Source organism: Mesorhizobium sp. B2-4-19, from assembly GCF_006441315.1.
Classification (GTDB): domain Bacteria; phylum Pseudomonadota; class Alphaproteobacteria; order Rhizobiales; family Rhizobiaceae; genus Mesorhizobium.
The window spans coordinates 401,314-416,825 of the sequence record NZ_VFUV01000004.1; the positions used below are offsets into that span (position 1 = coordinate 401,314).

Consider the following 15,512-nt stretch of genomic DNA (forward strand, 5'->3'; position numbering starts at 1 on the left):
AAATCCTCCGTTTTACGGCCTCAGTCGAATCCGGGCCTGCTTCGTCGGCCAGCGAACCCCTCGCCATGCCGAACTGGCCAAACAGTCAAGTTCCCCCGCTGGATAGATCGACCTATTCCTCCATCGGCTTGGACAAGCTTCCGAATGCCGCGGCATAGCCTTCCAAAGCGGCCTCCGCGGCCTGGTCATCGTGATCCGCAAGCCAACCTAGGGTCAGCCCGTCAATTGCCGACACGATCATCCGAGCGAGCCTTGACCGGGGGATCGTCCATTGAATTCTCCGGGCGTGCTCGATCTCTCCGAGCGTTGCCTCCATCGTTTCGAAATAAGTGTAGTACTGCCACCGCGCGAGATCTGCCAACTCGGGGTCGCGCAGAGCCGTGATGGTCAATTCGTAGAGCGGCAACTGGCGCTCGGCATGTTTGCGGACTTCCTGCCAGAGGCCGGATAGGATCGCTCGCATTACATTGGCATCATCGGGCAGGTCGGCGGAAGGCAGGGACGCATCCACCAGGTCTTTGACCGCAACCGTGATCAGCTGCTCCAGCAGTTTCCGCTTGGTGTGGAAGCAGTAGTGGAAGATGCCCTGCTGCACTCCGGCCTCGTGACAAATGGCACGAGTCGTCGCGGCGCTCACGCCGTCGCGGTAGATCACACGAAAGGCGGCTTCGAGAATCTGTTGTCTTCGCTCCGCTGCTGCGACTCGGGCCATGTCGAAAGCTCCTCCTGATGAACCGCCCGCGTGACTGAGCGACTGACTTAGTCATATGACAAAGTCCATTGACTTGGTCAACCGACCATGATTAACTTTTTGTCGATCGAAAGCCCGTTCACATCTGGTTTCGACGACAAAGGGAGGATCTGGGTCATGACGCAGCACGTCCAGGGAGGTGCATTGAGTGGCAATTTGTCCACACTCAAGGTTGTAGCAATGGTGGTGGCCGCTGCGGCCCCGCTGGGAGCTGTACTCGGGATGGTGCCGTTGACGCTGTTCCTTGGGGCGGGTGCCTCCACTCCGGTCATGTATGTGTTTGCCGGAATTATCCTGCTGCTGTTCTCAGTCGGCTATGCCGCCATCAGCCAGCACGTTTCGGGCGCTGGCGGTTTTTATGACTACATCGCCCGGGGCCTGGGCCGTGTTCCGGCCGCGGGTGCGGGTCTGGTCGCTGTCGTCGCCTACAATGCGATGACGTTGGCGCTGGTTTCAGGGGTCGGCTATTTCGCCTCACTCAACATGCACGACATGGCGGGAATCGACGTGCCGTGGTGGCTGTTCTCGTTCGTGTCCACAGCCATCATTGCGGTTCTGGGCTATCGCAGCGCCGAACTTGCAGGTTCGATCCTGCGGATCCTGATCACGCTGGAACTCGGCATCCTGCTTGTCCTTGTACTGGCGATTATTGCCCAGAAAGGTGCCGCCGCCTTTCCATTGGTGTCGCTGGACCCTACCGCTATCTTCACGACCGGCTCAGTCGGGCTGGGTCTTATGTTCGCGCTGTCGTCGTTCATCGGTTTCGAATCGGCCGCCATCTACGCCGAAGAGACGGCAGACCCTCAGAAGAGCATTCCGCAAGCAACCTATCTGACGGTCATCGTGGTGTCGCTGTTCTTTGCGCTAGTGTCCTGGGTCACAATCGGCGCGTTGGGTGTCGAGAAGGCAGCGGATGTCGCCAGGGACATGCAAGGCGGCGTCTATTTCATGCTGAGCGATATGTTCGTCGGCAAGGGTCTCTCCGTCGTGCTCTCTCTTACTGTCGTCACCAGCCTTTTTGCGTCGCAGCTTGCGCTTCACAATGCGTCGAGCCGGTACATGTACGCTATCGGCCGGGAAAAGCTGCTGCCCCATTGGCTCGGCCACGCCCATCAGATCCGTAAGACACCGAGCCGAGCCAGCGTGGTGCAGACAGCTATTACGGTGGCGGCGATCATCTTCTACGCAGGGCTGGGCCTGGACCCCTACCTACAGATGACCACGTCGATGATCGGCCTCGGTACGCTGGGCATCTTCATCCTGCAAGCGGCAGCCTCGATCGCCATCGTCGCCTATTTCTGGACTCGCCGCGAGCCTGCGAACCCCATGGTGATCATCGGCCCCGCAATCGCGGCGGTGATGCTGGTTCTGGCTTCGGCGCTTACCATCCAGAACTTCAAGGTCCTCACCGGCGCAACCAGCGATTGGATCTATGTCGTGCCTTTCGTGCTTCTGGCCATTGCGCTCGCTGGTGCGGCTTATGCGCTCTGGCTCCGGTCAAAGTATCCGACGGTCTATGCCGCGATCGGAACGCTGTCGGACATTGAGGCCTTACCGGGATAGCCGGCGGACCTTGAATCCAGAACATCACGGCCGGCAGAGAAAGACGTTGCAGGGCTTCATCCTATCGAGCACCTGCACTGCCAATGCTGGCTGCCCAGACCGCTGGTCGGGTGCCTGACAGGCCCGTGCAGACATCGCGCCTCGGGCGTCACAAACACTGCAAACCAAGGATGGAACCATGACAAGTCAGTTCAACGGCGAAGTCATCGTTGTCACCGGCGCCGCTTCGGGGATCGGGGCCGCCGCCGCCAGGGCCCTGGCTCAGTCGGGGGCTACGGTGGTTCTGGCGGATCGCACCGATTGCGCGGATTTGGCCGCAGACCTGGGCGGACATTCGGTCCGGGTCGATGTGTCCGACGAAGCGAGCGTCGAAGCGCTTATGCGCGAGGCCGGCGCACTGACAGGATCAATCCATGGCCTGGTGAACAACGCCGGCGTCACCTGCGAGACGACGATCGATGAGACCAATGGCGACGAGTTCCAGCGCATGATGAATATCAACGCCCTAGGCACGCTTTACGGAATCAAGCACGCCGCGCGCTGGATGCGCTGTACCGGTGCCATCGTCAACACGGCGTCACTGGCCGGCAAGATTGGGATTGCCGGATATGGACCCTACGCTGCCTCCAAGGCTGCTGTGATCTCGCTGACCCAGACAGCCGCGATGGAATATGGCCCGCGCGGCATTCGGGTCAACTGCATCTGCCCAAGTTCGGTCGAGACCCCGATGCTGAGCGCGCAGGCCAATGCCGCCAGCGAGCGCAGGCTCAGCCGCATCTCCTCGCCTTTAGGGATCGTGCTGACGGCGAATCAAGTCGCCGCCGTCATCCTGTTCCTCGTCTCGCCCTTGTCCGAAGGGATGACCGGCCAGTCACTCAATGTCGATGGCGGCGGTTCGGCGGGCTGGTCCACCGCTCTTCTGGGTGCGGTCATCGGCGCAGACGAGGCCACGGACTGAAATCCAACGCGGGAGCTCGACGATGTGTCCAGCAGGACGATCATGGGTCCGCTCACTGACGGAGGCAAACATGAATGACGCGACGATTCCCGCAGAGAGGCCGCTCTCCGGCAAGGTTGCCCTGGTCACCGGTGCGGGCCGTCCGCAAGGAATCGGGCGTGCCATCGTGCTGAGTCTGGCCCGGGCCGGAGCCGACATCGTGGTGACGGATGTCGCCCGAAAGCGGGCCGACATCCTGGTCGAGGGCATCGGGCTCTGCGATTCGATGACAGGGCTCGATGAAACTGCGACCCTAGCGCGCAGCCACGGGATCGGGGCCATAGCCGTGGCCTGCGACATCACCGACGAAAAGCAGATCGAGGCGGCCATCGCCGCTGCCATCGCGACCTATGGCCGGTTGGACATCCTGGTCAACAACGCCGGCACTGGACTTGGGGCAGGCGCCTTCGAAACCATAGAGGACACCGTCTGGCGGCTTTCCTGGGAGGTCAATGTCCTCGGCGCGGTCAAGACGTGCCGGGTGGCGCAGCCGCATCTGGCCTTGTCAGGACGGGGCACCATCATCAACATCGCCTCGACACTGGGCCTGGCGGCACAGCCGGGGTACGGCGCCTATGTTCTTGCCAAACACGCGATCGTCGGCTTGACGCGCCTGCTGGCGGCAGAGTGGGGGCCAAAGGGCATCCGGGTCAATGCGATCGCGCCGGGCTTCATCCATACCGACATGGGCGCGCACGAACTCGAACTCATCGCCCAGTTGCGCAACATCGACGTGGCGGCCGCTTCGGCCGCGGTGCTGACGGAAATCCCGCTCGGGCGACTCGGCACGCCGGACGATGTTGCAGAGGCGGTCACCTGGCTCGCGGGCTCGGCCAGCTATGTCAGCGGCGTGATCCTGCCCGTCCATGGTGGCGTCGTTTCTGGGCTGAACTGACCCGGCCGCGAAGCCTGGCGCGAGGCGCGGGAATTGACCGCCCCGGTTTGCGGCCGCCTTGTGCCCGAACAGCATGGTCCATCTCCGGCCCGCTGACGAAACCGGAGTAGACAGCGTTAGAGAACCGTACCCATGAGGGAGTGAGACATATGGAACAGATAGCGCGGGGTTGCCCAGCAAACGAGCCCATCACGCATCCTTACATTCCGAACTCCGCACCGGAGATCCGCGCGGCGATGCTTGCAGAAATCGGCGTGGCGTCGACGGAAGAGCTTTATGCCTCGATTCCGACACAGCTGCGCGCCCCCGAACAGATGGGTCTTCCGCCAGCTCTGAGATCCGAACCTGAATTGCGTCGCTACTTCATGACGGAGATTTCCAAGAACATCGACACTACCGAATACCTGTCGTTCCTCGGGGGCGGCTGCTGGGCGCACGCGGTGCCGGCCGTCTGCGACGAGATCGCGGGGCGCGGAGAGTTCTGGTCGGCCTGCATTGGGATGGGCGGTGCATCCACTTCGGGCGCCTACCAGGCCCTGTTCGAGTATCAGAGCCTGATCGGCGAACTTGTCGGCCTAGACCTGACGGCGTTGCCTACCTATGACTGGGCCTGGGCGGCCGGCCAGGCCTTGCTGATGGCGGTACGCGCCACCGGCCGATCGCGTCTCCTGCTTGCCGATACCATAGGCCCGAACCGCCGCCGCCAGATCGCAGCGCGCCTGCCTGACGGCATTCAGCTTGATCTCGTGGCCCATGATCCGGTGTCCGGCGCTATCGATCTTGCCGACTTGCGGTTGCGCCTGGATGGCGCGGCGGCGCTCTATTTCGAGAATCCTTCCTATCTTGGGATTTTGGAGCCTGAACTGGACAGCGTTCGCCAGATCACGGCGGACGGCGGCTGTCTGCTGATTGCGGGGGTGGACCCGATTTCTCTGGGCGCGGCGCGCGAGCCGGGCTCGTACGGCGCAGATATGGCCTGCGGCGAGTTACAGCCGCTGGGCCACCACATGACCTATGGCGGTTCCACCGCCGGCTTTCTGTCATGCCGGTTCGACGAAAGGCTTATCACCGAACTTCCCAGTGTTTATGTCGTTGCCGTTCCGACGCTTCGGGAGGGCGAATATGACTTCTTCCTCGGCAACTTCGAAACCACCTCCTATGCCACCCGCGGCCAGGCCGACGACGTCATAGGCTCGGCGTCGATAGGGGCTGGGATTGCTTCGGCCACTTACCTGTCATTGCTCGGCCCAGCAGGCATGCGGGAATTGGGCGACGGACTTCGGACACGGCTTGGTTACCTGGCCGAACGCCTGAGCGCGATCCCGGGGGTGCGAACCTCGCGCCTGACCGGCTTGCCGTTCAAGGAATTGATCGTCGACTTCTCGGGCACTGGCCGCGCACCGGATCAGATCAACCGCGACCTGCTGGAACGCGCCATCTTCGGAGGTCTGCCGTTGGAGAGCGACTTTCCCGAGTTGAAGGGCTGCGCCCTTTTCAGCGTTACCGAACTCCACACCCGGGACGACCTTGACCGGTTGGCCGCAGCCCTTGAGGAGATCCTGCAATGAGCCCCCGCATACGCTTCCAACAGGCTGCCTGGCAAGAACCGCTGATCACGGACATGGGTGCGCCGGGCCAGCGTGGGTTTGCGCTGCCGCCGTTCGACGGTCCGACCGCCCCGCCGCTGCCGGCGACGATCGCCCGACGCGAGCCGCTGGACCTGCCGGAACTCAGCCAACCGGAGGTGCTTCGGCATTTCATGCGGCTTTCACAGATGACCCTTGCGCACAATGTCGCCATCGACGCGACCGTGGCGACGACAACGCCGAAATATGCGCCCATTATCAACGAAATCATGGCCCGCACACCCAAGCTAACCGAACTGCATCCCGACCAACCCTTCGAGACGACACAGGGCTTGCTGAAACTGCTGTGGGAGCTGGGTGAGTGCCTGAAGTCACTCACCGGAATGGACGCGGTCAGCCTTCAGGCGCAGGGCGGCGCCCATGCGATCTTTGCGAACGTTCTGATCATGAAGGCGTTCCACGCCAGTCGTGGCGATCGCGACCGGGATGAGATCATCTCGACGCTTGCCACGCATCCGGCGAATCCGGCCGCGGCGGCGGCGGCCGGATTCAAGGTAGTCGAGGTTCCGATCGGGCCGAAGGGCTATGTGGAACTCGACGTAATGAAGGCCGCCGTTTCCGAGCGGACAGTGGGGCTATTCATCAACAACCCGGAGGATACAGGCGTCTTCAATCCCCATATCGATCGCCTGGCGGCGGTCGTGCACGACGCCGGCGGCCTTTGCGCTTATGACCAGGCAAACGCCAATGTTACTCTTGGCATTGCCCGAGCACGCGAGTCGGGCTTTGATCTCTGCCAGCTCAACCTGCACAAGACCTTTGGCGCTCCAATGAACCTGTTCGGGCCGGCCGCGGGCGTAATCCTTGCGGTCGCCGAGCTTGGTCCGTTTCTGCCCAAACCCGTGGTGGTAAAGACGGAGACGGGGTATTCGCTTGACGGCGATCGCCCCCACAGCATCGGCGCGATCCGCGCCTATGCCGGCAACATCGCGACCTTGGTCAAGGCTTATGCCTGGATTCGCGCATTGGGCGAAGATGGTTTGCGCGAAGTGGCGCAGACTGCGGCACTGAACAACAATTATGTCCAGCGTCGGATGACCGCGTTGCGCGGTATCTCAGTAGCATTCCCTGAAAACACCGAGCGTCGTCTCGATGTTGTACGGTATTCGTTGGCACAGCTGAAGCAGGACACCGGCTTCGGTACTGCCGACCTCAATCATCGCATCACCGACTACGGCTTGCCTGCCGCCTGGGCCAGTCACCATCCGGAAACCTCTCCCGAGCCCCTGACGCTTGAGCCGACGGAATCCTTCAGCCGGGCGGAACTCGACGAACTCGTCGATGTTTACGCACAAATCGTCGAGGAAGCCTATTCCACGCCTGCCCTCATCGCCGACGCTCCCCACCGGTCGGCGGTTGCCCGGATGCGCAATGACGTCCCGGAAGGCGCGAGGGTCCCGCTGGCTACCGCGCGGCTGATGCGCGAAGGACGGCCGCGGACACCCGCCGCATCGGCAACCTTCGACGACGCTGCGCCATGAAACGGCTGGGGCTTATCATAAACCCGATGGCCGGCGTGGGCGGGTCCGTCGCGCTGAAAGGCTCTGACGGGGTTTATGACGAAGCACAACGCCGGGGCGCCGTGCCACGGGCGCCAGAGCGCACGCTGCGCGCCCTGCATGCGCTCCGGTCCGCCCTTTCGGGCGTGTGTGTCGTGACCTGCACGGGCCGAATGGGTGAAGCCGGGGCGCTGACCGCCGGTCTCACAATCGAGACGCTGATCCCGGTCGCCGAGCCGACGACTGCGGCGGACACGCGCAGGGCTGCCAGAGCTATGGCCGAACTGGGTGTGGACTTGTTGCTGTTCGCCGGAGGCGACGGGACGGCGACCGATGTGCATGGTGCGGTCGACGATCGTCTCCCCGTCGTCGGCGTTCCGGCTGGGGTGAAGATGCATTCCGGGGTCTTCGCTCCGACCCCGGAAGCGGCGGGCGCGCTGGCAGCCCAATATCTTGGCGGACAGGTGTCCGACACTATACGTCGCGAGGTGATGGACATCGATGAGGCGCTGCTGCGCGCTGGCGTGCTAGCCCCGAGATTGTTGGGCAGTCTGCTGGTTCCGCAGGTCAAGTCGCTGTTGCAGCGACCGAAAACGCGCGGAACGACCGAGGACGCGTTGCGCCGCGCGCTAGGGCGGGCAGTGATGGACGAGCTTGCGCCGGATGCGCTGGTGGCCGTGGGGCCCGGCACCACCGCCGGCGCCGTCATGGAAATCTATGGCCTGCCCCATACACTTTTGGGCTTTGACCTAATCCGCGGCGGCAGACTTGTGGCCGCGGATGTCACGGCAAACGATCTGCTCGACTGCGCCGACGACCTGCACGTCGTTTTGGCGCCAATTGGGGGCCAAGGGTTTCTGTTGGGCCGCGGCAATCAGCAATTGACCTCGGCGGTGTTGCGCCGGATCAATCCAAGCCGCGTCTTGATCGTCGCGACGACCGATCGCCTGGCGGCGCTGCAAGGTCAGCCATTGCTGATCGACGTCGATGATCCTGAAATTGCGGCGACCTTGACCGGGAAGCGCCGCATCATCACCGGCCCTGGCCGTGTCGCGATGTATCCGGTCTTGAGGCCATAGACCTGGGCGGATTAGCGGGCGACCGAGCCCGTCCTCTACCAACGACTATCAGGAACCAAACGCCATGATCATTGCAGAAATTCCCTACAAGTCCCCTTCCATCGCGGACGATCAAACGAAGCGTGCGCTCCATGAATTGATCGCGCGGACCCTTGATGCAATGTCGACTCCAGGATCAGACGCGAGTTCCTACTTCTCGAATCCCGATATCGCGGTCGCGGGTTCGGGCATGGATGAGTTTGTCTTCGGCCCGGAAGAGGTGCGTGGGCTGGCCGAACTAGTCTCAAGCTGGGCCATGCGCTGGGAGCCGAAGATGGTCGTCTGCTGGCGCCGCGGTGACATCGCCTGGGCGCAAATCCGCATCGGCGTACGCAAGGTCGAGAACGGAGCCGAGGTCGTGGTCAATTACGTCGCGACGGGAGTCTTCGCGCTGGAGCAGGACGCCTGGTCGTGGCTCTACTGGGGCGGCGGTGAGCCTCAGATGCAAGCGAGGGTCTAGACTAGTCTCCGTTCATAACGTGGGTATTTCAGTGCGATTACCAATGAGTTGCGCGCGATATCGGAAGCAGTCAGATCTCGAGGGAAATAGTCATTTTCCTGACTGGAATAAGGGCATCGGATTTTCCGATACCACGCGGCCACAATTATGCGACTCAGTGGAGTCCGGTAATCTATTGATTCTTTGACGTGGAACAGCGGCAGCTTCTGCAGTCTCGCGGCCAGCAACAGCAAGAAAGATCTCGATCTAGACGTTTTGCAGATGATGGGACCAGCCAAGCCCGGAAGCGTTCAAATCTTCCGCACATGCCAGGCCAGGTAAGCAATCGCGGCGCCAACACCAATCAATTCTATCCCCAACAGCAGTCCGATCAGCCATACGGCTGTCACGGGGATCCTGACCCACAGCGTCACGGAAAGAAGAATCCCGATCAGCCCACTTCCCAAGACCCAGCCCCAACTGGGGAACGGGCGGATGGTGAGGGCGAAAACTACCTTCGCGATGCCCTCGATCATGAAGAAGACGATCAGCAGCAAGGTGATGGTTAGCAGTCCATTTCCAGGATGGCGCAGAAAGAGAAAACCAATCAGCACGGCAAGGATGACGGAGATGAGTTGCAGCCAGAAATGAGGCACGTGGCCCGCGCCGATCAGGCTTATGCCTTGTAGGCCTCCGCTGACGATCAGCACCCACCCGAGCAAGTTCACCACAGCAATCGACGAGATCATCGGAAAGGTCACTGCCAGAACTCCGGCTGCGACCAGCAGCACGCCCTCGACCAAATACCAAAGTGAGTACTGCCTGAGAGTCTGCCGCATTGCCTCGCGAAAGACGTCCGCCGCAGCATCCAACGAGATCGACCTGCCCTGCCTCCAAAAGCCGTCTGTGTCTACGACGGCCTCAAGCCGGGCCGCATGTGCTCTTGCGATTTTCAGGAGAGTTATCGCCGTCTCTTGGGCTGTCCATCCGCGCGCTTGTGACGATGCGACCAGTTCCTCGAACGCAGGCTCCAATGCGACCTCGCAGTTGACCTCCCGATCGGGGCTGTCCTCTGGCAGGATTGGGGGTTCAACCTTCTGGGACATGCAAATGAAGTGCATCGCGGACGAAAGGTTCCGACGCGCCTCGATGATTGATCATGATTCTGAAAATGCGGCCGGCTCATTCACCCCGCGAGCGCCGCCCGCGGTGGTTTAATGCCTTCCGACACCTGAAGTGGCGTTTCGTTTACGGCGCTTCGCCCGCGCTGTTGCCAGCCAAAGGACGACGCGAGAAGGCTGAGCTGAACTTCGCCTTCTACCCGCCGCCTGCGTTCGCCATCTCGTCCTTGAAGCTGACTTTCGTGCCTTCTTGCACCATGGAGGCGAGGTCCTCGGCATCCCAGTTGGTCAGCCTGATGCAGCCATGCGAGAAGGTCGCGCCGATCTTGCCCGGTTCGGGCGTGCCGTGAATACCGTAGCTCTCGATGGACAGATCAATCCAGACGGATCCCACGGGATTGTTCGGTCCGGCCGCAATCGTAAACGGCCGCTTGGCTTTGACCCCCTTGAAAGCGAAGCGCGGATCGTAGTGATAGGTAGGATTGCGCACGACGCGCTTGACCTCCGCCTCGCCGCTCGGCGCCGGTTTCTCGGTGCTGCCGATGGATGCGGGAAAGACCGCCAGCCATTTACCGGAAGGATCAAGAACGCGCACCAGGCGTGCGCCCTTGTCGACCTCGACGCCGGCGATTGTGGCGGGAGGATCCCCCCGGTCTACATCCGGAACCAGCAACTTAGTGCCGGCCTTCCTGAAGCCGATGCCCGGATTGAGCCTCCTGAGCAATTGCTCGCTTATGTGGAAGCGCTCGGCCAGCTTCTCCGTGACGTTGTGATAACCGAGCCTCCGCAGGCGGGCCATCCTCTCCATGCGCGCCGGAATGCGCTTGGTAAAGGGTCCGCTTAGATCCTTACGCGTCAGCTCGTAGCTCACCACAACCGGGTTAGTGGAGGTTGCCGTCAGCCTGTCCCAGGTCTCCTGTGTGAGCTTTCCATCGGCGGGCAATCCGTTCGCAGTCTGGAATGTCCTGATTGCCTTTGCGACGGTCTCCGAGAAGCGGCCCTCGATCAAGCCTGGCGAGAAGCGGGCGCGATCCAAAAGTATCTGCGCTTTCAGGATAACCGGGCTGAAGCCTTTCGATCCTTCGGCTGAGAATTGCGCTTGATTGACAGTGGCGAGGTCCAGCTTGGCCGCCGCTGTCCCGCCGCAAGTGAGGGCAAGCGCCGCGGCCACGAGGAGAAGGAGCCTGACCATCGATCGCCAGAACCTGTTTCTATGACGCAGCGAGGCCGGTTCGCCGGCCCCACTTGAGGCGCTGCTCCGCAAAACCCCGCAAGCCAGCGAGCGCCGCCTCGCCAGGTGGCAATTTTGCAGCCGAGGCGGCGCGGCGTCTTCGCTGACCTGACGTTTGGCACTCAACCGTGCGCCATTATACTTCTCAGCCATGCAAGAACCTTGCTGCCTCCGAGCATCCTGCGCACTCTGCCGGCCGCCCAGTCGGCCCGCATCGTGGCACCGGCATGGCAACTGCAGACGATGTCGTGCAATTGCCAATCGGACAGTTCGAAGAAGCGCTTGGCTTCGCCGTAAGTGTCCGATTTCAGGCCCGATGCACGCAGCAATGAATCATCGAAGGCAACCGTGATCGGCGACCCGGTTGCTCGTGCCTCTTCGCGGAGCCCGGAGTTAAGATGCTCGGTACCGGTGAGCGCGGTCAGGCAGCGCGACGGATTCATTTCGAGCAGTTCCGCCCACCGTTCGATCCGTTGCGCTCTGGTCATCGGCAGAGCCGGCGCCATCGGGTTGATGTCGGCGATCGACTGCAGTTCCTCAAATGTCTGATGTTTCATGACTAGCTCCTGTTCTTGGCTTTTCAGCGGCGTCCGCAGCCTGTCGTCTTCGACCTACGGTCTTCGGCTCGACGTCTGAGAGCTCGCGGCTAAGAGATCATGGGCGCGAGCCGCTCGGGTTGCTCAAGCGACCTTCAGCCGACACCACACAGCGGTATAAGCGAAAGAACCGCTATCGATCTCTAATGTTCCAACGGCAGGGGCAGATTTCGTGCGGCCGGCCTCACGATGGGTCAAGCCGGCGCAGATCGACCGTGTGAAGCATATGCGTGGGACGAGGAGGCGCGCTACGCATCGCCTCGAACCACGGAAGGCCAGGCAAAACCCTGACAGCACAAAAAATAGTTTCAGCGGTTCCTTCTGTTTGGAGGAACCTAGGTGGCCGACATTCGATAATGGGGATGAACCCAGGGGGTCCGGGTGATGCGCCCATCAGGTTCTGCAATGATGCCGGGCCTGTTCGTGGAACGAACCCGAGAACAACTGGGCGCAGCGTGTAATCGAATTGAAACACACCGATGTGCCGGGTGACATGCGCGCGAAACGCTTTGGAGCGATGATCCAGCTTCACCAGCGAGCCGAGGAGCGCCGCCGATGACACCCGACCAGATTCGACTGTCCGGGATAGTTTTCGCCAAGTCGTCCCGATGCGCGTGACGGCCGCCGCCTGGTTCCATGAGGGCCTGTTCGCGATCGACAAAGCTCGTCGAAGACTGGATCGTGCCGACACCCCTCCAGGTCCTTTATCCCGGGTTATTGCGGTACCCACGCCACTGGGGTATTTTAGCAAGTGGTTAGGTGCGGCATCCATCGTGGGTGCCGCCCTGCCGTTTCGGCAGATCGTGAAGTCTTTAACAGACCAGGTGTCGCAAGCCGTGTCTTGCAGCCGACAGGTCATTAGCAGTTGAGGATGAGCCATGCTGCGATGTTGTGCGTTCGTTGCGGCCCTGATCCTCGCGAGCTTCACGGCGTTCCAGGCTTGTGCCGATCGAAGGGTTGCCCTTGTCATCGGCAATTCCGAATACCGCGAAATTCCGGCCCTCAAGAATCCGGACAAGGATGCCGCGGACGTGTCGAACACCTTCCGGCTGGCCGGATTCGATGTGTTCGTCGCCAAGGACCTCACCAAGATCGAATTCGAAAAGCAGTTCCGCAATTACCTCGCGGCGGCGGACGGCGCCGATCTGGCGATCGTGTACTATTCCGGCCATGGCTTTCAGATCGGCGGCGAAAATTTCCTGATCCCGGTCGATGCATCGCTCAAGAACGCGGCCGACATTGAGGTCCAGGCCGTCAAGCTCGATGATGTGCTGCAGCAGTTGCGAGCGAAATCGAAGATCCAGGTGATCATCCTCGATGCCTGCCGCAACAATCCGTTTCCGCGCAAGGACTATTGGTTGCGAGACCAACTGATCACTGCCGGCGACACCGGCCTTGCGCAGGTGAAAAGTTCGCTGAATACGCTTATTGCCTTCGCCACCGAGCCCGGTGCCGTCGCTTATGACGGAAGTGGCGACCTCAGTCCTTTTTCCTCCGCCTTCTCCCGTCGCGCACTGGCACCGAACCAGGAGATACGCGCGGTCATGGCTGCCGTCCGCCGGGATGTGGTCGAAGCTACGGCCGGTAAGCAGGTGCCTTGGGAAAACTCATCGCTGATCGACGAGGTCGTCCTCATGCGTCGCGCCAGCCGGCCAGCACTGCCGCCGGTGTTGGAAAAGGTCGTGCCGTCCGGCGTCGGCCCTGTCGCGCTCGACCTGCCGGAGCCGCTGGATGTCGATGGCGGCTCGGTCACCGTCACCATCGAGAGACCGCCGGCGCTGGGGCGTCTGATTTTGGACGGCAAGCCTGTTGCGGCGGGTGAGCCGATCGCCGGCAAGGATCTCCCGCGCTTGCAGATGGACGTGCCCAAGGGGGCCGGCATCCAGGAAGAAGTCGACATGCTGGCCTATGCCACACGCGACGATTGGGGCGGCGAATCCCAAGGCATCCTTGTCTTCCGGGTCAGGAATGGTGAGGGGGACGAGGGCAAGCAACTCGTGGCCTCGCTCGAGTCCGAGCAAAAACAGCAAGCGGTGGAACGCGGCATTCACATTGCCGGCGCCGCCGAAGCCATCGAAAACCGTGACGTCCAGATTCCAGTCGGTGTCGGCCCAGTTCCGTTGAAGCTGGATTTCCCGACCAAGGATCCGGCGGTCAGCCTGAAACTTGCGAGCTATCCGGCAACCGGGACGCTGTCCCTGCCGGATCGGACCTTGTCTCCGGATTCGAACCTGATGGCCGATGAAGTCGACCGCTTGCGCTACGAACCCCAGATCGGCGCCGTCAAACCACTGATAGTCGGCTTCGAAATCAGGGCTGACAACACCTCGCCAAAGCCAGCGACGATGAAGCTGTCGCCCAGCGTCGAGCCTTGCGACAGGGAGGCCGGTGAGCCTCTTGACCTGCAGGGCGTCGTCCCCGGCCTGCTGCCGAACGAGATCAGCAGCAACGCCGTGGACGTCTGCAGGGTGGCGGTGAAAACCTATCCGGACGTCGCTCGCTTCCGATACGAACTCGGTCGGGCATTGCTTGCGGTCGGCAAGGTCGACGAGGCCAAGAAGGCAATACAGGAGGCTGCCGACAAGGGGCACGTTCGCGCCGTGTTCGAGCTTGGCTACCTCAACGCGACGGGAACGGGAATGCCCGTCAATCGCAAGCAGGCCAATACCTTCTACGCCGCGGCGTCCGACAAGGGCGATCCCTATGGGATGACCTCGTGGGGCCGCGCCTTGTTCAACGGCTATGGGGTGGAACGTGACACCACCAAGGGGCTGGACCTGCTGCTCAAGGCGGCGGCGATGGGGCACACCTATGCAATGAACGATCTCGCCGCGATCTTCACGGAAGGCCGTAATGGTGTGCCTGCCGATCCAGCCCGCGCCGTGGCCTTCCTCAAATCTGGCGTCGAGCGGCAGGACATGTATTCGATGAATCTGCTCGGCCGCAATTATCTTGCCGGCAGGGGAGTCGAGAAGGACCCGAAGACAGCACTCTCGCTCTTCCACAAATCCATGGATCTCGGCCAGCCCTATGCTCCCGGCAGCCTTGCACGCATGTACAGGGACGGTGTCGGCGTGCAGCAGGATCTTGCAGAAGCGCAAAGGTTGTTCGAGTTGGCGACCGACCGTGGCGATCAGTCGGCTGCGTATGATCGCGCGGCCCTTGAGATGCAGAGAGGCGAGAAGGCGGACCAGGCCGTGGCGGTACGCTACCTTGCTTTCGCCGCCGCGCTCGATCTTCGCAACGAAATTCCCGATGCCAGGAACACGCTGGCGAAGTTCGGAGCCAAGGCGAAGACGGCGGCTCTGAAGCAGATGCGTGGGACCCTCAAATCGAAGATTTCGGCGGACGGCTCGTTGGACGATCAACTGGTCAAGACGGCCAGGGCGGTCTGGGTACAAGCCAACCCGCGTCGGGACTTGTTCTGATCAACGAGGAGGCAATGTGGTGGGCTGGGCATTGAAACAGGCAATTGTCGCATCGATCCTATCCGGCGCCCTGGTTGTCGCGGGGTGCACGACCGTGACGCCGAGGGTCGAGCCGACCCCGACGACGATGCACAAGACGAAAGTCGTTCGCACGACGACCGCGCCAAACGTCTTTAGCGGGAATGGCGGCGGCAGCGGTAGCGGGGGCACCGGGGGCAGCAGCGGTAG

Annotated in this window: 13 protein-coding genes; 8 read left to right on the forward strand and 5 right to left on the reverse strand. The window is 61.9% G+C overall.

Annotation, left to right across the window (positions count from 1 at the left end; genetic code table 11):
* Positions 1-112: 112 nt before the first annotated feature.
* Positions 113-712 carry a TetR family transcriptional regulator gene (locus FJ546_RS10535; RefSeq protein WP_140889256.1) on the reverse strand — a complete coding sequence of 200 codons (600 nt, stop codon included), beginning with the start codon at positions 710-712 and terminating at the stop codon, positions 113-115.
* Positions 713-868: 156 nt separating this feature from the next.
* Between FJ546_RS10535 and FJ546_RS10540 the strand changes: the two genes are divergently transcribed.
* The 7 genes from FJ546_RS10540 to FJ546_RS10570 all read left to right on the forward strand — a co-directional run bounded on the left by FJ546_RS10540 (position 869) and on the right by FJ546_RS10570 (position 8,929).
* The gene (locus FJ546_RS10540) at positions 869-2,314 is read left to right on the forward strand and encodes an APC family permease (protein ID WP_181167887.1); all 1,446 of its coding nucleotides are present in this window, start codon (positions 869-871) and stop codon (positions 2,312-2,314) included.
* Positions 2,315-2,492: 178 nt separating this feature from the next.
* Positions 2,493-3,272: an SDR family oxidoreductase gene (locus FJ546_RS10545; protein ID WP_140889258.1), complete on the forward strand. Its 780-nt coding sequence runs from the start codon at positions 2,493-2,495 to the stop codon at positions 3,270-3,272.
* A gap of 70 nt (positions 3,273-3,342) precedes the next feature.
* Positions 3,343-4,206, forward strand: a complete 864-nt coding sequence (locus FJ546_RS10550) for an SDR family oxidoreductase (protein WP_181167888.1) — start codon at positions 3,343-3,345, stop codon at positions 4,204-4,206.
* 149 nt (positions 4,207-4,355) lie between these two features.
* The gene (gcvPA, locus tag FJ546_RS10555) at positions 4,356-5,774 is read left to right on the forward strand and encodes an aminomethyl-transferring glycine dehydrogenase subunit GcvPA (RefSeq protein ID WP_140889260.1); all 1,419 of its coding nucleotides are present in this window, start codon (positions 4,356-4,358) and stop codon (positions 5,772-5,774) included.
* The gene (gene gcvPB, locus FJ546_RS10560; RefSeq protein ID WP_140889261.1) at positions 5,771-7,333 is read left to right on the forward strand and encodes an aminomethyl-transferring glycine dehydrogenase subunit GcvPB; all 1,563 of its coding nucleotides are present in this window, start codon (positions 5,771-5,773) and stop codon (positions 7,331-7,333) included. The genes gcvPA and gcvPB overlap by 4 nt, the downstream gene beginning before the upstream one ends.
* Positions 7,330-8,430, forward strand: coding sequence for an NAD(+)/NADH kinase (locus tag FJ546_RS10565; RefSeq protein ID WP_140889262.1), 1,101 nt, complete (start codon positions 7,330-7,332; stop codon positions 8,428-8,430). Before gcvPB ends, FJ546_RS10565 begins: the two co-directional genes overlap by 4 nt.
* Positions 8,431-8,494: 64 nt before the next feature.
* Positions 8,495-8,929: a nuclear transport factor 2 family protein gene (locus FJ546_RS10570; protein ID WP_140889263.1), complete on the forward strand. Its 435-nt coding sequence runs from the start codon at positions 8,495-8,497 to the stop codon at positions 8,927-8,929.
* 290 nt (positions 8,930-9,219) lie between these two features.
* Here FJ546_RS10570 and FJ546_RS10575 read toward each other — a convergent pair whose 3' ends face one another.
* The 3 genes from FJ546_RS10575 to FJ546_RS10585 form a co-directional block, all read right to left on the reverse strand.
* Complete coding sequence (locus tag FJ546_RS10575) at positions 9,220-10,014, reverse strand: HdeD family acid-resistance protein (RefSeq protein WP_246686804.1); 795 nt, start codon at positions 10,012-10,014, stop codon at positions 9,220-9,222.
* 211 nt (positions 10,015-10,225) lie between these two features.
* The gene (locus FJ546_RS10580) at positions 10,226-11,413 is read right to left on the reverse strand and encodes a L,D-transpeptidase (RefSeq protein WP_348641970.1); all 1,188 of its coding nucleotides are present in this window, start codon (positions 11,411-11,413) and stop codon (positions 10,226-10,228) included.
* The gene (locus FJ546_RS10585) at positions 11,383-11,817 is read right to left on the reverse strand and encodes a hypothetical protein (RefSeq protein WP_140889264.1); all 435 of its coding nucleotides are present in this window, start codon (positions 11,815-11,817) and stop codon (positions 11,383-11,385) included. Before FJ546_RS10585 ends, FJ546_RS10580 begins: the two co-directional genes overlap by 31 nt.
* A 917-nt stretch (positions 11,818-12,734) precedes the next feature.
* Between FJ546_RS10585 and FJ546_RS10590 the strand changes: the two genes are divergently transcribed.
* On the forward strand, positions 12,735-15,284 hold the full coding sequence (locus FJ546_RS10590) for a caspase family protein (protein ID WP_140889265.1): 2,550 nt from the start codon (positions 12,735-12,737) through the stop codon (positions 15,282-15,284).
* Here FJ546_RS10590 and FJ546_RS31415 read toward each other — a convergent pair.
* Positions 15,285-15,512: hypothetical protein (locus FJ546_RS31415; protein WP_210243103.1), on the reverse strand; the 228-nt coding region annotated here is incomplete at its 5' end.